Source organism: Isoptericola sp. BMS4 (genome assembly GCF_011634835.1).
Taxonomy (GTDB): Bacteria; Actinomycetota; Actinomycetes; order Actinomycetales; family Cellulomonadaceae; genus Isoptericola.
Genome location: NZ_SIRP01000001.1, coordinates 3487664 through 3509470 on the forward strand (window position 1 = coordinate 3487664; position 21807 = coordinate 3509470).

The 21807-nt window shown below is 75.3% G+C and carries 16 protein-coding genes; 6 read left to right on the top strand and 10 right to left on the bottom strand.

Annotated elements, in window-relative coordinates; translation table 11 throughout:
• Positions 1 to 12 precede the first annotated feature (12 nt).
• The 8 genes from secA to mtrA all read right to left on the bottom strand — a co-directional run bounded on the left by secA (position 13) and on the right by mtrA (position 12494).
• On the bottom strand, positions 13 to 3021 hold the full coding sequence (gene secA, locus EYB28_RS15760) for a preprotein translocase subunit SecA (protein ID WP_166849768.1): 3009 nt from the start codon (positions 3019 to 3021) through the stop codon (positions 13 to 15).
• A gap of 170 nt (positions 3022 to 3191) precedes the next feature.
• Positions 3192 to 4805 carry a cation:proton antiporter family protein gene (locus tag EYB28_RS15765; RefSeq protein WP_166849770.1) on the bottom strand — a complete coding sequence of 538 codons (1614 nt, stop codon included), beginning with the start codon at positions 4803 to 4805 and terminating at the stop codon, positions 3192 to 3194.
• A gap of 132 nt (positions 4806 to 4937) precedes the next feature.
• Entirely contained in the window at positions 4938 to 6164 is a 1227-nt protein-coding gene (locus tag EYB28_RS15770) for a winged helix-turn-helix domain-containing protein (protein ID WP_240930751.1), read from the bottom strand.
• A gap of 334 nt (positions 6165 to 6498) precedes the next feature.
• On the bottom strand, positions 6499 to 7167 hold the full coding sequence (hpf, locus tag EYB28_RS15775) for a ribosome hibernation-promoting factor, HPF/YfiA family (RefSeq protein ID WP_166849775.1): 669 nt from the start codon (positions 7165 to 7167) through the stop codon (positions 6499 to 6501).
• Positions 7168 to 7324: 157 nt separating this feature from the next.
• Complete coding sequence (locus tag EYB28_RS15780) at positions 7325 to 8143, bottom strand: ComF family protein (protein ID WP_166849778.1); 819 nt, start codon at positions 8141 to 8143, stop codon at positions 7325 to 7327.
• Between the two features lie 100 nt (positions 8144 to 8243).
• Positions 8244 to 9992 (bottom strand): LpqB family beta-propeller domain-containing protein, encoded by a 1749-nt coding sequence (locus EYB28_RS15785; RefSeq protein WP_166849781.1) that lies wholly within the window; start codon positions 9990 to 9992, stop codon positions 8244 to 8246.
• Positions 9989 to 11827 carry an MtrAB system histidine kinase MtrB gene (gene mtrB, locus EYB28_RS15790; protein ID WP_370459491.1) on the bottom strand — a complete coding sequence of 613 codons (1839 nt, stop codon included), beginning with the start codon at positions 11825 to 11827 and terminating at the stop codon, positions 9989 to 9991. Before mtrB ends, EYB28_RS15785 begins: the two co-directional genes overlap by 4 nt.
• Positions 11814 to 12494: an MtrAB system response regulator MtrA gene (gene mtrA / locus EYB28_RS15795; protein WP_166849784.1), complete on the bottom strand. Its 681-nt coding sequence runs from the start codon at positions 12492 to 12494 to the stop codon at positions 11814 to 11816. The genes mtrB and mtrA overlap by 14 nt, the downstream gene beginning before the upstream one ends.
• 202 nt (positions 12495 to 12696) lie before the next feature.
• Here mtrA and EYB28_RS15800 point away from each other — a divergent pair, with 202 nt between their 5' ends.
• From EYB28_RS15800 to EYB28_RS15820, 5 genes are all read left to right on the top strand, one after another.
• The gene (locus tag EYB28_RS15800) at positions 12697 to 13908 is read left to right on the top strand and encodes a glycerophosphoryl diester phosphodiesterase membrane domain-containing protein (RefSeq protein ID WP_166849787.1); all 1212 of its coding nucleotides are present in this window, start codon (positions 12697 to 12699) and stop codon (positions 13906 to 13908) included.
• Complete coding sequence (locus EYB28_RS15805; RefSeq protein ID WP_240930753.1) at positions 13905 to 14594, top strand: DUF4129 domain-containing protein; 690 nt, start codon at positions 13905 to 13907, stop codon at positions 14592 to 14594. Before EYB28_RS15800 ends, EYB28_RS15805 begins: the two co-directional genes overlap by 4 nt.
• The gene (locus EYB28_RS15810) at positions 14591 to 15796 is read left to right on the top strand and encodes a DUF4350 domain-containing protein (protein ID WP_240930591.1); all 1206 of its coding nucleotides are present in this window, start codon (positions 14591 to 14593) and stop codon (positions 15794 to 15796) included. The genes EYB28_RS15805 and EYB28_RS15810 overlap by 4 nt, the downstream gene beginning before the upstream one ends.
• 194 nt (positions 15797 to 15990) lie before the next feature.
• On the top strand, positions 15991 to 16956 hold the full coding sequence (locus EYB28_RS15815) for a MoxR family ATPase (RefSeq protein ID WP_166852553.1): 966 nt from the start codon (positions 15991 to 15993) through the stop codon (positions 16954 to 16956).
• 43 nt (positions 16957 to 16999) lie between these two features.
• A complete protein-coding gene (locus EYB28_RS15820) occupies positions 17000 to 18421 on the top strand; it encodes a DUF58 domain-containing protein (protein WP_166849790.1) in 1422 nt (473 codons plus the stop codon).
• Positions 18422 to 18428: 7 nt separating this feature from the next.
• On the opposite strand, the gene EYB28_RS15825 is transcribed toward EYB28_RS15820, so the two are convergent.
• On the bottom strand, positions 18429 to 19418 hold the full coding sequence (locus EYB28_RS15825; protein WP_166849793.1) for a stage II sporulation protein M: 990 nt from the start codon (positions 19416 to 19418) through the stop codon (positions 18429 to 18431).
• 51 nt (positions 19419 to 19469) lie between these two features.
• Between EYB28_RS15825 and EYB28_RS15830 the strand changes: the two genes are divergently transcribed.
• Complete coding sequence (locus tag EYB28_RS15830; RefSeq protein ID WP_166849795.1) at positions 19470 to 20288, top strand: RDD family protein; 819 nt, start codon at positions 19470 to 19472, stop codon at positions 20286 to 20288.
• Positions 20289 to 20355: 67 nt separating this feature from the next.
• Here the strand turns inward: EYB28_RS15830 and EYB28_RS15835 are convergent, their stop codons facing one another.
• On the bottom strand, positions 20356 to 21567 hold the full coding sequence (locus EYB28_RS15835) for an acyltransferase family protein (RefSeq protein ID WP_166849797.1): 1212 nt from the start codon (positions 21565 to 21567) through the stop codon (positions 20356 to 20358).
• Positions 21568 to 21807 lie beyond the last annotated feature (240 nt).

The following is a 21807-nucleotide window of genomic DNA, read 5'->3' on the forward strand; positions in this document are numbered from 1 at the left end:
GGCGTCCTCACCTCACTCGTTGACGCCGTGGCAGACCTTGTACTTCTTGCCCGAACCGCACGGGCACTGCGCGTTGCGGGGCGTCCCGGGGAAGGTCCGGCCGTCGTTCTCCACGGCGGTGGCCTCGCCGTGCAGCGCCGCGCGGCGCGACCGCCGCGACGACGACCCGCCGGCGACCGACGTCGACCCGTCCTCGCTCGGCGCGGAGTACTGCAGCGCCTGGGGGCGCGGGGCCTCGAGGCCCTTGGCCACGAGCACGGGCTCGTCGTCGCCGGCGGCGGGGGCGGGCTCCGCCGGCGCCTCCTCCGTCTCGGCGGGGACGGGCTCGGACGGGCTCTCCTGCGCGGCGGGCTGCGCCGGGACCTCGGCCGGAGTCTCGGCGGCCGGCGCCGCGGGCGCCTGACCCCCGACGGCCGCGCTCGCGTCGGTGGGGGCGGGACGCACCGCCTGGCCGACGGCCGACTGCGCGGCGGCCGCGGCCCCGGCCGTGGAGATGACGGGCCCACCGCCGGCGGCCGGCTGCTGCACCTGCACGTCGAGGTTGAACAGGAACCCGACCGACTCCTCCTTGATGGCCTCGGTCATCGCCTGGAAGAGCTGGTAGCCCTCGCGCTGGTACTCCACCAGCGGGTCGCGCTGCGCCATCGCGCGCAGCCCGATGCCCTCCTTGAGGTAGTCCATCTCGTAGAGGTGCTCGCGCCACTTGCGGTCGAGCACGGAGAGCACCACGCGGCGCTCGAGCTGGCGCATCGCGGCCTCGCCGAGCTGCTCCTCGCGCGCCTCGTACGCCACGCGTGCGTCGGACAGCAGCTCGGTGAGGATCATCTCGTGGCTCAGGGCACCGACTCCCCCGGCCTCCTCCACGACGTCGTCCGCCGTGATGGACACCGGGTAGACGGACTTCAGCGCGGTCCACAGTGCGTCGAGGTCCCACGACTCCGGGTTGCCCTGGCCGGTGGCGCCGTCCACGTACGCGGTGACGACGTCGGTGAGGAAGTGCTGCACCTGCTCGGCGAGGTCCTCGCCCTCGAGCACGCGCTTGCGCTCGGCGTAGATGACGGAGCGCTGCCGGGCCAGGACGTCGTCGTACTTGAGGACGTTCTTGCGGATCTCGAAGTTGCGCGACTCGACCTGGGACTGCGCGCTCTGGATCCCGCGCGTCACCATCTTCGACTCGAGCGGCATGTCGTCCGGGAAGCCCGCGCGGTCCATCATCGACGACGCGAGACCCGAGTTGAACAGGCGCATGAGGTCGTCCTGCATGGACAGGTAGAACCGGGACTCGCCCGGGTCGCCCTGTCGGCCGGAACGGCCGCGGAGCTGGTTGTCGATGCGCCGGGACTCGTGCCGCTCCGTGCCGAGCACGTACAGCCCGCCGAGCTCGACGACCTCCTCGTGCTCCGCCGCGACGGACGCCTCGGCCTCGGCCAGCGCGTCGGGCCACGCGGCCTCGTAGGCCTCCGGGTCCTCGGCGGCGTCGAAGCCACGCTCGGCCATCGCAGCCACGGCGTGGAACTCGGCGTTGCCGCCGAGCATGATGTCGGTGCCGCGGCCGGCCATGTTGGTCGCGACGGTGACCGCGCCCTTGCGCCCGGCCTGGGCGACGACGGCGGCCTCCTTCTCGTGCTCCTTGGCGTTGAGCACCTTGTGCGGCACGCCTGCGCGCTTGAGGAGCCCGGACAGCAGCTCGGACTTCTCGACGCTGGTGGTGCCGACGAGGACCGGCTGGCCCTTGGCGTGCCGCTCGACGATGTCCTCGACGACGGCGTTGAACTTGCCGTCCTCGTTCTTGTACACGAGGTCCGGCTGGTCCATGCGGATCATCGGCTTGTTCGTGGGGATGGGCACGACGCCGAGCTTGTACGTGCCCTGGAACTCGGCCGCCTCGGTCTCGGCGGTACCGGTCATGCCGGCGATCTTGTCGTAGAGGCGGAAGTAGTTCTGCAGCGTGATCGTGGCGAGCGTCTGGTTCTCCGCCTTGATCTGCACGCCCTCCTTGGCCTCGATGGCCTGGTGCATGCCCTCGTTGTAGCGGCGGCCGGGGAGGATACGACCGGTGTGCTCGTCGACGATCATGACCTCGCCGTTGAGGACGACGTAGTCCTTGTCCTTCTTGAACAGCTCCTTGGCCTTGATCGCGTTGTTGAGGAACCCGATCAGGGGCGTGTTGAGCGACTCGTAGAGGTTGTCGATGCCGAGGTAGTCCTCGATCTTCTCGATGCCGGGCTCGAGCACGCCGACGGTCTTCTTCTTCTCGTCGACCTCGTAGTCCTGGTCGACGTTCAGGCGCCGCACGACCTTGGCGAACTCCGTGTACCAGCGGTTCGCGTCGCCCGACGAGGGGCCGGAGATGATCAGCGGCGTCCGGGCCTCGTCGATGAGGATGGAGTCCACCTCGTCGATGATGACGAAGTGGTGCCCGCGCTGCACGAGGTCGTCGGGCGACCAGGCCATGTTGTCGCGCAGGTAGTCGAAGCCGAACTCGTTGTTGGTGCCGTACGTGATGTCGGCGGCGTACTGCTTGCGCCGCTCGTCCGGCGTCTGCCCCGACAGGATGACGCCCGTGGTCATACCCAGGAACCGGTAGACGCGGCCCATGAGGTCGCCCTGGTACTTCGCGAGGAAGTCGTTCGTGGTGATGACATGGACGCCCTTGCCCTCCAGGGCGTTGAGGTAGGCCGCCGTCGTGGCCACGAGGGTCTTGCCCTCACCGGTCTTCATCTCGGCGATGTTGCCGAGGTGCAGGGCCGCGCCGCCCATGAGCTGGACGTCGAAGTGCCGCTGGCCGAGCGTGCGGCGGGCCGCCTCACGGACGGCGGCGAAGGCCTCGGGCAGCAGCTCGTCGAGCGTGGTGCCGTGCGCGAGCCGCTCCTTGAAGCGGTCGGTCTCCTCGTGGAGCTCGGCGTCGCTGAGCTCGGTGAAGCTCTGCTCGAGCTGGTTCACCTGCTGGGCCAGGCTCGTGAGCTTCTTGAGGATCCGGCCCTCGCCGAAACGCAGGACCTTCTCGAGGATCGCAGGCACGCAGTACTCCAGGGTCGGTGGCGCCCCGGCACGCCGGGACCGAACGGGCAGGTGGCGACGGCGCCGGCCGAGACGCCGACCGCACCGTCACCATGTCATACCGCCGACCATCCTAGGCCCGTCGGCGGGGCGGCCCTCCCAGGTTCGCGCCCGACGAAACTCCGGGGCGCTCAGGAGCTCGGCGCGGCGGGCCTCCCGGTGCCCGCCTGCCCGGCGGACGCGATGACGGCACGGTCGGCCAGCTCGGCCCCCGCCGCCCCGTAGAGGTGGAATACGGCGTCGGCGCCGTGCCGACGCAGCTCGGCGGCGTCCTCGTCGTAGCGGGCGATGGCGGCGACGCGGCCCTCGAACCCGGCGGCCCGCAGCCGGGCGAGCGCGATGAGGTTCGCCTTGTGGAACGGCATGGCGAGCACCGCGAGCCGCACGCTGCCGGCCCGCTTGACCCGCGCCCAGAACTCGGAGTCGGTCGCGTCCTCCCCGACCACGTCGACGCCCTCGTCGCGCAGCGTCTGCACGCGGGTGCGGTCGTGCTCGACGCCGAGCACGGTGAGGCCGTAGGCGTCCCGCAGCCGCCGATACGTCGCGGAGCCCACCCGTCCCAGCCCCAGGACGACGGCGTCCGCGTCCCCGACGTCGACCGGCCGGTCGTCGGGGTGCAGGCGGGCGACGTCGCGCCGCGGCAGGAAGCGGGTGAGCCAGGCGGCGATCTCGACGCCGCGCCGGTTGACGACGGCGGACACCACGAAGCTCGCGGCGACCGCCAGGGAGACGATGACGGCCCACTCCTCGTCCAGCAGGCCGGCGGTGGCACCGACGGTCACGACGATGATGCCGAACTCCGAGTAGTTGCCCAGCGCGAGGCCGACGAGGAACGCCGTGCGCCGGCGCAGACGCATCGCCCACAGCAGCAGGGCGTACAGCGCGGCCTGGATCGGCAGCAGGACGAGCAGCGCGGCCGCCAGGGCGACGTCGGCGAGGGTGGGGACCCCGTGCAGCCCGATCTGCAGGAAGAACGCGACGAGCGCGAGGTCCTTGACGCTCAGCAGCGACCGGGACAGCTCGGTGGCGTGACGGTGCCCGGCGAGCAGGGCGCCCATGACGAGCGCGCCCAGGTCGCCGGACAGCCCGGCGGCCTCGAAGAGCCAGAATCCCGGCACGAGGGCGACGAACACCCCGAAGAGGGGCTGCAGCTCGCCGTGCCCGGCGCGGTCCCACACACGCCGCAGCAGCCAGGCGCCCGGCACGAGGGCGACGAGGGCCGGCGCCCAGGGGCTCGGCGGCTCGCCCGTGGAGACGGCGATGAACGCGACCGCGACGACGTCCTGCACCACCAGCACCCCGACCGCGATCCGCCCGTAGAGCGCCGTCGTGTCGGAGCGGTCCTCGAGCACCTTGACGACGAACACGGTCGAGGAGAACGCCAGGGCGAGCCCGACCAGCGCGAGCGAACCCCACGACTCGTCCGCGAGCAGCGCGACGCCCGCGACCGCGAGGACGCCGAGGAACCCGACGGCGAGGGCGATGCTCACCGCCAGGTGCACGACCGTGGTGAGCCAGATCTCGGGGCGCAGCAGGGACCGCACGTCGAGCTTCAGGCCGATGGCGAACAGCAGCAGCGCGACGCCCAGCTCGGCGACCAGCTCGATCTCCGGGAGCTCCGGGGCGCCCGTCGCGCCGAGCGCGAACCCGGCCGCGAGGAATCCGACGAGGGGCGGCAGCCGCACGAGCGTCGCCGCCATACCGCCCACGAGCGCTGCGACGAGATAGAGCACGGCTTCGCCCATCGGTCCTCCTCCCGGGGGCCCGATCCTACGTGGGCGCCGGCCACGGCGCCGGGCCGTCCGGCCGCCGGAGGCAGGACGGCGAGGACCGGCCCGCGGTCGCCGGACGGCCGCGCGGGCGGGCGGGCCGGGCGGTCACGCGGCGCGCAGCACGGCGTCCAGGTCGCCCGCCAGCGCGCCGACCGGCTCGACGTCGGTGGCGCCCAGCCCCAGCCAGCCCGCGAGGGTGTCCAGCTCGTCGCCGAGCTCGGCGAGGGTGTCCGCGTCGGCGTGGGCGGTGGCGTGCGCCGCGCGGACGCGCAGCACGCCGGCCTGCCGGTCGGCCTTGAGGTCGACGAACGCGGTGATCGCGTCGCCCTGGAGGAACGGCAGCACGTAGTACCCGAGGGTGCGCTTCGGGGCGGGCACGTAGATCTCGATGCGGTAGTAGACGTCGAACAGCCGCTCGAGGCGGCGGCGCTCCCACACCAGCGGGTCGAACGGGCTCAGGAGGGCGCGGCCCGTGGCCCGCCGCGGCACCCGCGCGTCGCGGTGCCGGTACGTGCGCTCGTCCCAGCCCCGGACGGTGACCGGCAGGAGCGTCCCGGACTCCACGAGCTCGTCCAGCGCCCGGCGCACGGCGGGGCCCTTGAGGCGGAAGTAGTCGGCGAAGCAGCGGAGCGTCCCGACGCCGTGGGCACGGGCTCCGAGCTCGAGGAGACGCCGCACCGCCACGTCGTCGGGGACGGGTTCGGCGTGCCGCAGCGCCGGGGGCAGCACCCGCTCCGGCAGGTCGTAGCACCGCTCGAAGGCGGTGTTGCGCCGGGCGGTCATCACCTCGCCGGTGAAGAACAGGTACTCGAGGCAGCGCTTCGCGACCGTCCAGTTCCAGCCCCACTCCTCGCGGGAGCGGGCCGACGCGCGGCCGGCCGCCTCGAGCTCGTCGTGGATGCGGCTCGCGGTGACCGGCCCCCGCTCCGCCACCAGCCGGCGCACCAGGTCCAGCTCGGCGGCGTGCTCCAGCGCGGCGCCGGAGATCATGCCCCACGCCTCCTGACGGGCGTTGCGGCGGCGCCACTCCAGCAGCGGGTACGTGGCGGCGGGCACGAACGAGGCGACGTGCGCCCACGTCTCGAGCAGACGCCGCGGCGCCCTCGACGCCGCCCGGTCCAGCAGACCGACGTCGTACGCCCCGAGACGGGAGTACAGCGGCATCAGGTGGGCGCGGGCGAGCACGTTGACCGAGTCGATCTGCAGCAGGTTGACCCGCTCCACCTCGGCCAGCAGGCGCCGCATCGTCACGGGGCCGCGCGACGTGTCGGGCCGGGGCCGGTGCAACCCTTGCGCCGCGAGCGCGACGCGCCGTGCCTGGGCGAGCGTCATGGAGTCCACCCGGGCATCCTGCCCGCCCCCACCGACACGAGCACGACGACGAGCAGGTCTGCCGGTGGCCGAAATGGACCGCCCCCGGGTGCCGAACATGTGGTTGGTCCCGGATTGTGCCGTCGAAACCCGGACAGACCACATGTTCGGCACCGGGGAAGCACATGGTCGACCGTGAGCCGACAGCAGGAGAGCGGGGCGAGGGTTCTTCGCGGGGACGTCTCACTCCCGAAGTGGAGGGCGCCCAGCGCCCGTGAACGCGTCCCCGCGAAGAACCCTCGCCCCGCTCGACCACAACCGATGAACGGCCCCGCTCGACCGCGACCGCAACGGGTCAGGTCAGCGCGGTCACCGGCTCGACGTCACCCACCTGGGTGTCCAGCTCGATCACGCCGTACGTCCAGCCCTTGCGGCGGTACACGGCGGCGGGCCGAGCGGACTCCTTGTCGATGAAGAGGAAGAAGTCGTGACCGACCATCTCCATCTGGTAGACGGCGTCGTCGAGCGTCATGGGCTCCGCCCGGTGGAGCTTGGAGCGGATGAGGACGGGCGAGTCGCCGAGCTGGTGCTCGACCGCGTCACCGGGCTCGGTGAGGGCGGCCGGCTCGGGCTCCGGGGTGGCCTTGGCGGCCTCCTCGGCCGCGACCTCGTCGTAGGGTCGGACGTCCACGGACTCCATGATCCCGTTGGTGCGACGACGGTGCTCCTTGCGGCGTTCGCGCGACCGGCGCAGACGCTCGGTGAGCTTGTCGAGGGCCATGTCGAGGGCTCCGAACCGGTCGTCCGCGGCGGCCTCGGCGCGGATCACGGGCCCCTTGTCCCGGACGGTCAGCTCGACGCGCTCACGCACCTCGGCCAGGCGCGGGTTCTTCTCGCGCGTGACCTCCACGTCCACGCGGCGGGCGTACGGCGCCAGCTGCGTGACCTTCGTGAGCTTGTCCTCCACGTGACGGCGGAACCGGTCCGCCACCTCCGTGTGCCTTCCGACGACGACGATCTCCATCGTGTGCTCCACTTCGTCGTGGGGCCGCTCGTGTCCCGAGCAGCCCGGTTGTGCTGTCTGGGCACCTCGGACGGTGCCGGTAACGGCACCACCTCCCGGTCGCCGGGTTCTCACCCGGCCCGCTCGCGGGGTCGGCCGGGGAACCGCGTCCGCGATTTCACCCGCCGTCGGATCCCCAGGCTAACCCCACCTCGCGAGACGTGGGCACCGGAACACGCAACGTGTTCGCGAAGGTGCCGTCCAGGCCTGGTGGAGGGGTCGCGGCGACCACGAGGCCGGCGACGGGGACGGCGCCCGCGGCCTCCAGCGCCCGCTCGGCCGCGGCCAGGGTCGCGCCCGTGGTGACGACGTCGTCGACCAGGAGGCACGGTGCGCGCCGCACCCGGTCGCGGGCCGCTCGCCGGACGACGACGCGGCCGGCGAGGTTGCGGGCACGCGCCCGCGCGCCGAGGCCGACCTGGTCGAGAGAGCGTCCCCGCCGGCGCAGCGCCGGCGTGACCCGCGCGGGCACGGCGGCGTCGGCGAGCCCGGACGCCACGGCGCGGGCGAGCACCGTCACGTGGTCACGGCCGCGGGCACGCCGGGCGCGGCCGGTCGACGGCGCCGGCACGACCAGCACCGGGCCCGGGGCCGTCGCGGCGACGGCGGCGGCGACGGGCGGGGCGACGCCGGCGGCGGCGCGGCGCAGCGGTGGCGCGAGCACCCGGTCCAGGTCGACGCGCCCGCGGTCCTTCCAGGCGAGGACCTGCCGGCGCACCGGGCCGGCGTAGGCCGCGAGCGCCCACACGGGCAGCGGTGCCGCGCCGTCCACGCGGTCCAGGTGCGGTGCGGCCGTCTCGACCCGGTGCGGCCCCGCGGTGAGCGAGGCCGTGCAGGCCGAGCAGGACAGGACGTCGAGGCGGCCGCACCCCGGGCACGCGACCGGCAGCACGAGCCGTGCGAGGGCCCGCAGGGCGGGCACGGGAGGTCCTGGCATGCCGGCAGCCTGCCGGCCGACGGCGCGGAGGCGGGCGCCCGTGGCGCACGGCTGTGGACGGCGGGCCCAGGTCGCCCGCCGGGGACGGCGTCGTGGCCCGTCAGCCCGGGAAGGCGACCAGGTCCACGTCGGTGGCGACCACCGGCCACAGGGACGACGACTGCCGGGCCGACAGCGTGCCGTCGCCGCTCAGCGCGAGCAGCGTGCCCGCCCCGACGGAGGCCGTCGCCCAGCGCGGGTCCGACGCGCCCGTCAGCTCGCGCGAGAGGCCGCCCGAGCCGAGCAGCCCGCCGACGCCCGACAGGTAGAGGGACCGGCCGTCGTCGGCGTCGACGTCCGCGCCGAGCAGCACGAGGGTCGCCTCGTCCTGCCACACCGCGAGCTCGGCCTGCGGTACCGACGCCCCCACCCGCACCGGGCTCGACAGACCCGTCGGGACGTTGTCGGCGTCGCGCTGGACGCCCGCCACCTGCACCATGCGTCCCCCGGGTCCCGAGGTCACCACGGCCACCCGCGCACCCTCCGGCGACACGCGCAGCCCGAGCACCGTGCGGGGCTCCAGCCAGTCGACATCGATCCTGGTCGTGCGGCCCTCGGCCGTCGCGACGAGCAGCCGGCTGCCGCGCGCGCTCCACACCGACCCGAACCGGTCGACCGACGGGGCGACGAGGTCCTCCCCCGCCAGCAGCAGCTGCGGCGCGGCGTCGGCGGCGACGCGGACCACGCGACCGGAGCCGTCCCGCACCACGACCGGGTCGTCCCCCTGGCCCACGGCGAGCGCCGTCGGGTCGAGCCCGGCCAGCGACGGCGCGTCCGGCAGGTCCTCGATCTCCTGCCCGACGACGCGCCGCAGCCGTCCGTCGGCGACGACGAGCGCGTCGCCCTCGGTCCGCGGCCCGACGACCTCCGTCTCGGAGGGCACGGCGAGCGGTGACGTGCGGTCGGAGAGCACGACCTCGCGCCCCTCACCCTCGACGAGGGTGGCCTCGAGCTGCGCCAGGGCCATCGCCCGCTGGTCCGCGGTCGCCTGGGAGATCGTGGAGGTGAGGCTGACGTCGATCGTCCCGTCGTCGCTCACCGTCACCGCGTCCAGGGCGAGGGTCGTGCCCTCGGGGACGACGGTCGTGGTCGAGTCCGCGAGCCACTCCGGGGGTCCGGCGAGGATCTCGCCGGTGGCGTCCGTCCGCCAGGTCTGGCGCGGGAACCAGCGCACGTCCGGCACCCACTGGGTGAGGTCCGGCGTGGGGAAGTACAGCGTCGTGAGGTGGAACGCCTGGCTGAAGAAGGCCGTCGTGAGCATGAGCCCGTCCTCGAGGCCCGCGATGCGCCACTCCCCCGCCGCGTTCCGCGCGAGCGTGAACTGGGTCTCGACCGGGCTGGCCGTCGCCCCTTCCGTGTAGGTGCCGTGCTCGTCGAGCGTCGCGACGGCGCTCGCGTCGGCCGTCACGGTCGCCTCGGTGGCGTCCTCGGGCACGTCGCCGGAGTCGAGCTGCGGCGGGCCGTCCAGCACGAGCACCCGGGCGTACCGGTCCCATCCCCGCCATGCGCGCTCGGTGAGGTACTCCTGCGCGGCGACGAACGTCGCGGAGGTGGGCCCGACGGACGCGCTGTTGAGGAAGCCCTGGACGATCTCGTCCGGCGAGGCGCCCGGCGACGGGCCGGAGGGGATGTAGCCGATCTCCCCGGCCTCCTCCAGCTCGGCCGTGCCGTCGCGCACCGGGCCCTCGGTCGGGATCCGGGCGCAGGACGTCACCACGCCCACGAGGACCACCAGGAGGGCGGCCAGGGCGGTGGTCAGGACGGTGGTCCGCGGGGCGCGGGCGCGCCTCGTCCGGTGCCGCGTGCTCATCGCGTCTCCTCGACCTCGTCGTGCTCGTCGTGCTCGTCGTGCACGTCGTCGCGCCCGCGGCCGGCCCCGCCCGGGTCGACCACCACGTCCACCCCGTCGACGTCCGCGCCGTCGACGTCCGGGCGCGCCTCGTCGGAGAGGTCGGGGATCGCCGTCGGCGTCGGTCCGGTCGGCGGGTTCACGACCGGGACCTGCCCGGTCGGCATCGCCGTCACCCCGCGGGTCGGTCCGGTCAGCGGCAGCGGGGACCGCTCCAGCCTGATGCCCGCGCGCCGCGGGAGGGTGAGCCGGAACGCCGCGCCCTCGCCCTCCTTGCCCCACGCCTCGAGCCACCCGCCGTGCAGGCGGGCGTCCTCCAGGGAGATCGCCAGGCCCAGCCCGGTGCCGCCGGTGGTGCGCGCGCGGGCGGGGTCCGCGCGCCAGAAGCGGTCGAAGACGCGGGAGAGCTGCTCCGGCGTCAGCCCGACGCCGTGGTCGCGCACCACGATCGCGACCGCCCGCGCGTCGGCCGCCACGGTCACCTCGACGGGCTTGCCCTCGGCGTGCTCGACGGCGTTCACGACGAGGTTGCGCACGATCCGCTCCACCCGGCGCGGGTCGACGTCGACCGACGCGACCTCGTCGGGCAGCGTCACGGACAGGAAGACGTCCTTCGACTCCGCGAGCGGCATCGCGGTCTCCGCGACCGCTGCGACGAGGTCCCGGAGGTCGCGCGGCTCGACGTCGAGCACCGCCGCGCCGGCGTCGAAGCGGCTGATCTCGAGCAGGTCGGTGAGCAGGGTCTCGAAGCGGTCCAGCTGGGTCTGCAGCAGCTCGGCGGACCGGCGCGCCGCGGGGTCCAGGTCGTCGCGGGAGGCGTGGATGACCTCGCTCGCCATGCGGATGGTCGTCAGCGGCGTGCGCAGCTCGTGCGAGACGTCGGAGACGAACCGCCGCTGCGCGGCGGACAGCTCCTCCATGCGGGCGATCTGGTCCTCGAGGTTCGCGGCCATCTCGTTGAACGTCCGGGCCAGCGTCGCCATCTCGTCCCGGCCCTTGCTGCCCGCCATCCGCTCGTCGAGGTGGCCGTCGGCGAGGCGGGAGGCGACGGTGGCGGCCCGCCGGACGGGCGCGACCGTCTGCAGGGTGACGACCCAGGTGAGGGCGCCCAGGAGACCGAGGATCGCGAGCGCGCCGATCGCCAGCGTGCGCTGCACGAACGACAGGGTCTCCTGCTCGGCCTGCAGCGAGTAGATCGCGTAGAGCTCGTACGTGCCGATCGTCGGCACCTCGACGGTCGACCCGACGACGACGCCGGGCTCCGCGTGCCCGGACTGGGCGTGCTCCCCCGGGATCAGCACGGACTGCAGCACCTGGCGGTCCGCGGCCGCCGTCGCGGCGCGCAGCTGCGGGGTGATGAGCGCGCTCAGCTCGGGCTGGGTGGCGACGTCGAGCGAGCCGGACCTCAGGTCCGGGGAGCTCAGCAGCAGGAAGTCCTGGGCGCTCGACGCCCCGGCCGCGAGGGTCTGGACTATCGTGTCGATCAGGGACTGCAGGTCGGTCGTCGTCGTCGCCGGGGAGGACTGGAACGTCGAGCGGACCTGGTCGGTCATGGCCGCGTTCTCCACCTCGATGCGGTCCACGCGCTGCTCGAAGAGGCCGTCGCGCACCGACCCCGACAGGTAGAGGCCCAGCAGCGCGACGAAGACGACGCCGAACGCGAGCGCCGTCGTGACGACGCGCAGCTGCAGGGAGGACCGCCACCGCAGCGCGAGGCGGCGCGCCCGCACCGCGGCCGCCCGCCACGCGCGCCGCGCGAGGCGGGGCACGCGGCGGGCGGACTCAGCGCGGGGCACCGGCCTTGTAGCCCACACCCCGCACGGTCTGCACCACCGTGGGGTTCTCCGGGTCGCGCTCGACCTTGGACCTCAGCCGCTGCACGTGCACGTTGACCAGGCGGGTGTCGGCGCTGTGCCGGTACCCCCACACCCGCTCCAGCAGCACCTCGCGGGTGAAGACCTGCCAGGGCTTGCGGGCCAGCTCGACGAGCAGGTCGAACTCCAGCGGCGTGAGGCCGATGCGCTCGCCGTCGCGCAGCACGCTGTGCCCGGTGACGTCGATCTCGACGTCGCCCACGCGCAGGTGCTCCGGGCCCGGCTCGTCCGTGCGGCGCAGGCGGGCGCGGATGCGGGCGACGAGCTCCTTGGGCTTGAACGGCTTCGTGACGTAGTCGTCCGCGCCGGACTCCAGCCCGAGCACGACGTCCACGGTGTCGGTCTTCGCGGTGAGCATGATGATCGGCACGCCGGACTCGGCCCGGATCTCGCGAGCGACCTCGATGCCGTCCTTGCCGGGGAGCATCAGGTCGAGCAGCACCAGCTCCGGCTGCTCGTCGCGAAACACGGTGACGGCGCTCTCACCGTCCGTGCAGAAGGTCGGTTCGAACCCCTCGGCCCGCAGGACGATGCCGATCATCTCGGACAGGGCCGTATCGTCGTCGACCACCAGAACACGGGACTTCATGGCTTCATACTGCCAGGCCACGCCACTCGGCGCGGACCGTGCGGACCTCGCGCGGCGGCCCCGCGTACTAGGGTCGTCCATACCGACGCGCCGCACGGGTCGCGCCGGTACCGCCGTCGGCACCCGGACCGGCCCGTCCCGGCACCACCGCACGGCGACCCACCCTGACCCACCCGACCGCCCTGCAGCCCGGGAGGCCGCGATGTCCACGCCCGACCAGCCCACCCCGCCGTCCGGCTGGGGCGAGGCCCCCGAGCCGCCCCGCTACGGGCAGCCGGCGCCCGGCGCCCCGGCGCCCCCGTCCGGGCAGTACGGGCACCAGCAGTACGGGCAGGCGCGGCCGCAGTACGGGCAGCAGCAGTACGGGCAGCAGCCGGCCGGATCGCCCTACGGCCCGCCGGCCGTGAAGCCGGGCATCGTCCCCCTGCGCCCGCTGTCCCTCGGCGAGATCTACGACGGCGCGTTCAGCGCCATCCGCCACAACCCCGGCGTGATGCTGGGCATGGCGACGCTGGTGCTGCTCGTCGCCACCGTGCTGGGCGTGCTCATCGGCCAGCTCGTCGTGCCGGCGCTGTCCGACGCGTTCGGCACGGTCACGTCGAGCGAGCCCGAGCTCGCCGGGTTCGCCTCCCTGTACGCGCAGACCATCGCGGCGTCGCTCGGCACCGCGCTCACGACGCTGCTGGCCACCCCGGTGGTCGAGGGCATCCTCACGGTCTCGGTGAGCCAGTCGGTGATCGGGCGCAAGCTGACCGTCCGCGAGGTGTGGGCACGGATCCGGCCGCGCGTCCTCGTGCTGATCGGCTGGGCGCTGCTGCGCTCCCTGGGTGCGACGGTCCTCTTCACGGCCTGGATCGCGCTGCTCGTGCTGGTCATCGCCGGCCTCTCGGGCACCTCGGTGGCGGCCACCGTCACGCTGAGCGTGCTCCTGGCCGCCGCCGGTGTCGTCGCCGCCGTCTGGCTCATGACCCGGCTCCTCCTCGTCGCGCCCGCCCTCGCCCTCGAGGGGCGCGGCCTGGGCTCGACGCTACCGCGCGCGTGGCGGCTCACCCGCCGTTCGTTCTGGCGCCTCTTCGGCGTGTGGCTGCTCGCGTACATCATGGTGAGCATCGCCGCCGGCATCGTCACGTACCCGATCTCGTTCGCCAGCAGCATGTTCAGCCTCGGCGGAGCCTCGACCGCGACGACCGGCATCGTCGTCGGGACGATCCTCACCACTGTGCTGACGGCGACGATCATCACGATTTTCCTGTCGTCCGTCGTCGCCCTGCAGTACGTGGACGTCCGCATGCGGCGCGAGGGCCTGGACGTACAGCTCGCCGCGGCCGCGCAGGCGCCGGAGCCCGGTGCCGAGCGGCCCGGGACGCCGGGGACGTCCACCCCGCCCGGCCCCCCGCCGGGCATGCTCGCGTGAGCCCCGCGGCCGGGTCGTGGGGCCTGGCGGCCGCCGCGCTCGCCCGCGTGCCCGCGGAGGTCCCCGTCGACCCGGACCGGCAGACGGCGCACCGCTGGCTGCTCGAGGAGCTGTCGCGGCCGGAGTACGACCAGAACCCGTCGCTGCTCGAACGCCTGCTGGAGTGGCTCCAGGGCCTCTTCGACGGCATGCCGGCCCTGGACGTCTCCCGGCTCCCGCTGGCCATCGGGGTGATCGTCGCCGTCGCCGTCGTCGCGCTGATCGCGTGGCGGGTGGCGGGACCGGTCCGCGTCGGCCGGCGCGCACGGCCGTCGGTCGCCGTGCTCGCCGACGACGAGCGCACCGCCGCCGAGCTGCGGGCCGCGGCGGACGCGGCGGCGGCCCGCGGGGACTGGCACGCGGCCGTGCTCGACCGGTTCCGCGCCGTGGTGCGCTCCCTGGAGGAGCGCGTGGTGATCGACGAGCAGCCGGGCCGGACCGCGCAGGAGGCGGCCACCGCCGCGTCCGCGCGTCTCCCCGGCGCCGCCGACGCCCTGCACCGCGCGGCCGTGCTGTTCGACGACGTCTGCTACGGCACGCTGCCCGCCGGTCCGGCGGACGACGCCTCCGTCCGTGAACTGGACGCCCGGGTCGCCGCCCTGCGCCCCGCACCCGCTGCCGGGGCGGCCCCGGAGGTGGTCGCGTGACGACGACCGCCCCCGCCCCGTCCCCCACCGTGACCGGCGACGGGACGACGGCGCGAAGCCGCGCGGCCGGGCGCTGGCGCCGGGCCCGCTGGACGGTGCTCGTGCTCTCGGCGCTGGCGCTCACCGTGCTCGTGATGGCGGTGTCCCGCCCCGCGACGTCGACCGTGCCGTACGCCCCGGACAACGCGCGCCCGGACGGCGCGCGCGCCGTCGCCGAGGTCCTCGCCGACCAGGGCGTGGACGTGCGGTACGTGACGACGGTCGCCGACGCCCTGGGGGCCGCCGGCCCCGGCAGCACCCTCCTGGTCACGCCGGCGCCGTACCTGCTCGGCCCGCAGGCCGACGCCCTGGCGGGCACCGAGGCCGACCTGGTCGTGGCCGGTGCGGACCAGCTGCTCGTGACGGCGGCATCCGGCGATGTCCTCGAACGCTTCCCGGCGACGAACCCGCCCACCGACCCCGTCCACCCGGGCTGCGACGTGCCCGCCGCCGTGGCCGCCGGGACCGTCGTCCTCAGCGGCGGGCTGGCCGCCCGGGACGGCGTCGACCCCGACGTCACCCTGTGCTGGCCGACCCGCGACGGCGCGGTGCTCGCGAGCGTGCGCGACGGCGACCGCGACGTCACCCTCGTGGACGACGCGTCGTTCCTGCGCAACGACACCGTGCTCGACGAGGGCGATGCGGCGCTGGCGCTGCACCTGCTCGGCACGCACACGGAGCTGGTCTGGCTCGTGCAGGATCCCCTGGACACGACCACCACGCCCGGCTCGGGCCCCGGCCCGACCGGCTCCATGCTGCCCCCGTGGGCCGGGGTCGTCGGGCTCTGGGCACTACTGGTCGTGGTTGTCGCGGCCGTCTGGCGCGCGCGGCGGCTCGGCCCGCTCGTGGCCGAGCCCCTGCCCGTCGTGGTGCGCGCCTCCGAGTCCACGCGCGGCCGGGCGCGGCTCTACCGCCGCGCGCGGTCCCGCGGGCACGCCGCCGCCGGGCTGCGGGCCTCGACGGCCGAGCGCGTGGCTCGGCGGCTCGGGCTGCCCCGCTCCGCCGACCCCACCACGCTGACCGACGCGGTGGCGCGCGCCACCGCACGACCCGCGCACGAGGTCGCCGCCCTGCTGTACGGCCCCCCGCCCACCGACGAGGCGCAGCTCACCGAGCTCGCCCACCGGCTCGACACCCTGGAGAGCGAGGTCCACCGATCGTGACGACCCCCGACGAGAACCCGCACACGACGCCCCGCCCCGCGCCCGCAGCGCCGGCACCGGCCGCGGAGGCGCCCGACGGCCCGGCGCCGCAGGCGACCGACGGCCCGGCGCCGCAGGCCGCACCCGACCATGCCCCGGCGACACCGGCCGCACCGGCCGCACCGTCCGCCCCGGCCGCCCCGGAGGCCCCCGCCGTGGACACGACGCCGTCGCGCGAGCTGCGCACCGCCCTGGCGAGCGTCCGCGGCGAGGTGGGCAAGGCGGTGGTCGGGCAGGACTCCGCCGTGACCAGCCTGCTCATCGCCCTGCTGTGCTCCGGGCACGTGCTGCTCGAGGGCGTGCCCGGCGTCGCCAAGACGCTGCTGGTGCGGTCCCTGGCCGCGTCCCTCGACCTGTCCGACAAGCGGGTGCAGTTCACGCCCGACCTCATGCCCGGCGACGTGACAGGATCCCTCGTCTACGACGCCCGCACGGCGGAGTTCTCGTTCCGCGAGGGTCCCGTGTTCACCCACCTGATGCTCGCCGACGAGATCAACCGCACGCCCCCCAAGACGCAGGCCTCGTTGCTCGAGGCGATGGAGGAGCGTCAGGTGTCGGTCGACGGCGAGCCGCGGCCCCTGCCGGACCCCTTCATGGTGATCGCGACGCAGAACCCCGTGGAGCACGAGGGCACCTACCCGCTGCCGGAGGCGCAGCTCGACCGGTTCCTGCTCAAGGTCGTGCTGCCGCTGCCGGAGCGCGACCACGAGATCGAGGTGCTCGCGCGCCACGCCGCCGGGTTCGACCCCCGCGACCTCGCCGCCGCCGGGGTGCGCCCCGTCGCCGGGCGCGACGTCCTCGCCGCCGCGCGCGCCGAGGTGCGCCGCGTCCAGGTGGCCCCCGAGGTGCTCGGGTACGCCGTCGACGTCTGCCGCGCCACCCGCACCTCGCCCTCGCTCGAGCTGGGTGTCTCGCCGCGCGGCGCCACGGCGCTGCTCGCCACCTCGCGCGCGTGGGCCTGGCTGTCCGGCCGCGGGTACGTCACGCCCGACGACGTCAAGGCGCTCGCCCACCCCACGCTGCGCCACCGCGTGCAGCTGCGCCCCGAGGCCGAGCTGGAGGGCGTCACCGCGGAGAGCGTGCTGTCGTCCGTGCTCGCCTCCGTGCCGGTCCCCCGATGACGGGGGCCGTGCCGGACGCGCCGGACGCGCTGGAGGCGGTGGCATGGCGCTGACGTGGCGGGCCGTCGCCCTGGCGGTCCTCGGCGTGGTCCCGGTGGCGGTCCTGCCCGTGCCGGGCACGGTGCTCGTCTGGGCGATCGTCGTCGTGGCCGCGTGCGCCCTCGACGTGGCGCTCGCGGCGTCCCCGCGCGCCGTGGCGGTGCGCCGGGCGGTGCCCGGCTCGGTGCGGCGTGGCACGCCCGCGCGCTCCGAGCTCGTCCTGACCAACGAGGCGCCACGACGGCTGCGCGCCCTGGTCCGCGACGCGTGGCCGCCGTCCGTCGTGGTGGACCCGCGCTCCCGGACGGCGGGCGGCCCCGTGGTCGCGCACTCCGGGCGCCATCGCGTCGACCTCCCCCCGGGCGAGTCCGCCCGGGTGCGCACCCCCCTGCTGCCCACCCGCCGCGGCGAGCGCACCGCCGGCCCGGTGTCCATCCGCGCGTACGGCCCGCTGGGGCTCGCCGCCCGGCAGGCGTCGCTGCCGGTCCCCGGCCGCATCCGCGTGCTCCCCGAGTTCGCGAGCCGCCGGCACCTGCCGTCGCGGCTCGCGCGGCTGCGCGAGATGGACGGCCGCGCCGCCGTGCAGGTGCGCGGCGAGGGCACCGAGTTCGACTCGCTGCGCGAGTACGTCGTGGGCGACGACGTGCGCTCCATCGACTGGCGGGCCACCGCCCGCCGCCGCGACGTCGTCGTGCGCACCTGGCGGCCGGAGCGGGACCGACGCGTCGTCGTCGTCCTGGACACCGGGCGCACGTCCGCCGCCCGCATCGGGGACGCCGACGTCGTGCCCGGCGGGGGCGACGCCCCGGGCGGGACCGCCGATCCCGCGCCCGCCACGGCGGACGCCGAGGCGCCGACCGTCGGCGGCACCCGGCTGGAGGCGAGCCTGGAGGCGGCGCTGCTGCTGTCCGCGCTCGCCGACCGTGCCGGCGACCGCGTCCAGGTGCTCGCCTACGACCGTACGCTGCGGGCCCGGGTCGCCGGGGCGTCGGGGCCGCGGCTGCTCCCCGCCCTGGCCGAGGGTCTGGCGACGGTCGAGCCCACCCTGCTCGAGACGGACTGGACCGGGCTCGTGTCGCAGGTGCGCACGCAGGTGACGCAGCGCGCCCTCGTCGTGCTCCTGACGACGCTCGACCCGGCCGCCGTCGAGACCGGGCTGCTGCCCGTCGTCGACCGCCTCACCCGGACCCATCAGGTCGTCGTCGCCGCCGTGGCGGACGCGGACCTGGCCCGGCTCCGCGCGGACCGCACCACGTCCACGGCCGTCTACGACGCCGCCGCGGCCGCCCGCGCGGACCTCGAGCGGTCCGCCGTCGCCGCCGTGCTGCGCCAGCGCGGCGCCGAGGTGGTCGAGGCGCTGCCCGACGACCTCGCCCCGCGGCTCGCCGACACCTACCTCGCGCTCAAGGCCGCCGGACGGTTGTAGGGCGGCCTCAACCGGCGGTCGGCACGACCTCGCCGGCCCGGTCGGCGTCCAGGTCGCCGGTCAGCCCGGCGGCCGTCGCCCGGCGCCCGAGCACGAGCACGTAGACCCAGAACCCGGCGAGCGCCACGGCGCCGATCGCGATCTTCAGCCACCACGGCAGCCCCGACCCGGTGACGAAGCCCTCCACCAGGCCGGAGACCGCCAGCGCCCCGGCGAGGCCGATCGCGACCGTGACGAGCGCGCGGCCCTCCTGCGCGAGCGCGACGGAGCGCGGCCGGGGACCGGGCGACACGGCGGTCCAGAAGATCTTCAACCCGGCCGCGCCCGCGACGAAGACCGCCGTGAGCTCCAGGAGGCCGTGCGGGGCGATGAGCTGCAGGAAGATGTCCAGATCCCCGTAGTGGGCCATCATCCCGCCGGTGGCGCCCACCTGGACGGCGTTCTGCAGCAGCACCCAGGCGGGCCAGACGCCGGTGATGCCGAGGCCGACGCACTGCGCGGCGATCCACGCGTTGTTCGTCCACACCATCGCCGCGAACGACACGCCCGGGTCGTAGTAGGAGGCGAACGCGTCGTCGACGTACGCCTCCCGCTGCGAGGGCGTACCCATGAGCGCGAGCGCGTCCGGGTCCGTCGCCACCTGCACGCCCGCGACGACCGCGATCGCCAGGCACGCCACGATGACGCCGAGCGACCACCAGCGCACCCGGTACAGGGCCGCGGGGACCGTGACGGCGACGAAGCGCGTGACGTCGCTCCACGCCGGCTCGTGCGCCCCGCCGAGGCGCAGCCGCGCCCGGCTGAGCAGGTCGGACAGGCGGGTGACGAGGACCGGGTCGGGCGCGGCCGAGCGCACCGTGGACAGGTGGGTCGCGACGGCCTGGTAGAGCCGCACGAGCTCGTCCGCCTCCGCGCCGTCGAGCCGCCGCTTGCGGGTGAGCTGCTGCAGCCGGTCCCACTGGTGGCGGTGCACGGCGGTGAAGGCGTCGAGGTCCACGGCCGATAGCCTTTCACACGCACGGCACGGTCGGACGAGCGGGAGAGCGGCATGAACGACGGGATCCTCATCGGCGAGGGCGTGGTCCTCGACGCACGCCCGGCGTCGTTCCTCACGCGCGCCCTGGCGGCGCTGCTCGACCTCGCGGTGATCGCCGTCGGCGTCCTCGTGGTGGTCCTGGTGGCCGCCCTGAACGTCGCGTCCCTCGACCAGCGGTGGCTGCGGGTCGCGACCGTGGCGATGTCCGTGCTGGTGATGGTCGTGGTCCCGGTCACCGTCGAGACGCTGACGCGCGGCCGGTCGCTGGGCAAGCTGGCCACGGGTCTGCGGGTGGTGCGCGACGACGGCGGGCCGGTGCGGTTCCGGCACTCGCTCGTCCGGGCGCTGGCGGGCGTGGGCGAGCTGTGGCTGACGTTCGGCAGCGTCGCACTGATCACCTCGCTCGCGAACTCCCGCGGCAAGCGTCTGGGCGACCTGCTCGCGGGCACGTACGTGATCCGCGTGCGGGGCGGGCGCGGCTGGTCGACGCCCCTGCTGATGCCGCCGGAGCTCGCCGCGTGGGCGCGCTCCGCCGACATCCGGCGGCTGCCGGACGGCCTTGCGCTGGCCGCCCGCCAGCTCCTCGACCGCGCGCCGCGCCTCGCGCCGGCCTCGCGGGCGTCCCTGGCCGACGAGCTCGCCGGGCGGATCGAGCCGTACGTGGCGCCGAGCCCGCCGCTCGGCACGCCGGCGGAGGCGTTCCTGCACGCCGTCCTGCACGAGCGCCGCGACCGCGAGCTGGCCCGCGGGCAGGCGGAGCAGGCCCGCGGCGAGGAGCGCGCGCGGACGCTGCACCGGCTGCCCTACGCGATCCCCGACCCGCCCGGCTGAGCGTTGTGGGCGCGAGACACGCCGCTATCCCCGAAACGATAGCGGCGTGTCTCGCGCCCACAACGGATCAGCGACGGTCCTCGAAGCGACCGAACAGGCGCAGCAGCGCCAGCAGGACCAGCAGGTAGCCGGCGAACCACGCCGGGCGGGACGACCACCAGTCGGCGCCCCACGCCTCGGGCAGGCGCTGGCCGAGGCCGAGCAGCACCACGCCCACCACGACGAACATGGCCGTGAGGTGCCACAGGTAGACGGTCATCGAGCGCCGCGCCAGGGCGGCGACCACCTGCCGTCCCGGCCCCTCGCCGGCCCGGCGGGCCAGCGCCTCGCGGGCGAGCAGGGCGAGGCAGACCAGAGCCACCGCGTGCGCCACGACGGGAGCCGTCGGCGGGCCGAGGTTGGAGACCGCATCACCGGGCATGCCGACCAGGCTCGCCGGGTAGGGGCCGACGGCGACCAGCACGGCCGCCACGGCGAGCGCGGCGACGGCCCCGCCCGCGAGCAGCCACCGGGCCCCGCGCGCCGTGCCGGCGGCCGGACGGCGGGGGGCGACCCGCTCGTCGGCGTAGGCGACCCCGGCGAGGAACGGCACCGCCCACGCGAGGACGACGTTCCCCCAGCCCAGGACCGCGGTGGCCTCGCCCGGGACGCCGAACCGGAGCGCGTCGAGGGCCAGGGGCAGCGCCACCGCGACGGCGAGCGCACCCCACCGCCAGCGCCGCCAGGCCGCGCGGAGCACCGGGGTGAGCGCCACGAGCACCGCCCACACGGCGAGGAACCACAGGAGCTGCGGCGCCATCCGCGCCATGCGCCACACCGCGGCGTCGGGCACGCCGACGGCGAGCAGCACGGCGACCGCCGCCGCCCAGGCGGCCGCGAACGCCCCGACGGGCCGCGCGACGGACGCCAGCTGGGCCGCGACCACGCGGGCCCAGCCGCTCCCCCGCGCGGCCGTCGCGGCATGCTGGTAGCCCGCCGCGGCGCCCGCGGCGAGGAACAGGAGCGGCAGCGGCTGCAGCCAGGTCAGGAGCCATCCGGCGCCGTGGCCGAGGGCGTTGCCGACGGCGAGCGTCCGGCCGTCCCACGCGGCCTCCGCCATGAGCCAGTGCAGCAGCACGACGCCGACCGTCCCGAGCGCGCGCACGGCGTCGACGAAGGGGTCGCGCCGCGGGCGCCGGGAGACCGGGGGCGGGCCGCCGGGACGGGGGTGCGCGGCCGGCGGGGCGGGTCGCCGGGGCGGGGGCGCGGTGGACGCGGCAGGGGCGTCGAGGACGGCCACGGGTGCTCCTCAGGGCTGGACGGTCGGACCCCTCCAGCCTTGTGACCTGCGTCGTCGCCCGACATGGGCCCAGCCCCCGCGCCAACGTCCCCGTCCCCCGTGCCCGACGGGGGTCATCCCCACCGAGTTGTCAGGACGTGCGGGGCGTATACCACCCGGAGGGCCTGACAGCTCGCACGAGGGCGGGTTCAAGCGGTCGTCGCAACACCTGATCTAGCGAGGGGTGTTGCGATGGGTGAC

Coding starts and splice junctions, on each gene's coding strand:
- EYB28_RS15765 (WP_166849770.1), bottom strand. CDS start 4,805: ATGGGCGAAGCCGTGCTCTATCTCGTCGCAGCGCTCGTGGGCGGTATG.
- EYB28_RS15770 (WP_240930751.1), bottom strand. CDS start 6,164: ATGACGCTCGCCCAGGCACGGCGCGTCGCGCTCGCGGCGCAAGGGTTG.
- hpf (WP_166849775.1), bottom strand. CDS start 7,167: ATGGAGATCGTCGTCGTCGGAAGGCACACGGAGGTGGCGGACCGGTTC.
- EYB28_RS15780 (WP_166849778.1), bottom strand. CDS start 8,143: ATGCCAGGACCTCCCGTGCCCGCCCTGCGGGCCCTCGCACGGCTCGTG.
- EYB28_RS15785 (WP_166849781.1), bottom strand. CDS start 9,992: ATGAGCACGCGGCACCGGACGAGGCGCGCCCGCGCCCCGCGGACCACC.
- mtrA (WP_166849784.1), bottom strand. CDS start 12,494: ATGAAGTCCCGTGTTCTGGTGGTCGACGACGATACGGCCCTGTCCGAG.
- EYB28_RS15800 (WP_166849787.1), top strand. CDS start 12,697: ATGTCCACGCCCGACCAGCCCACCCCGCCGTCCGGCTGGGGCGAGGCC.
- EYB28_RS15820 (WP_166849790.1), top strand. CDS start 17,000: ATGGCGCTGACGTGGCGGGCCGTCGCCCTGGCGGTCCTCGGCGTGGTC.
- EYB28_RS15830 (WP_166849795.1), top strand. CDS start 19,470: ATGAACGACGGGATCCTCATCGGCGAGGGCGTGGTCCTCGACGCACGC.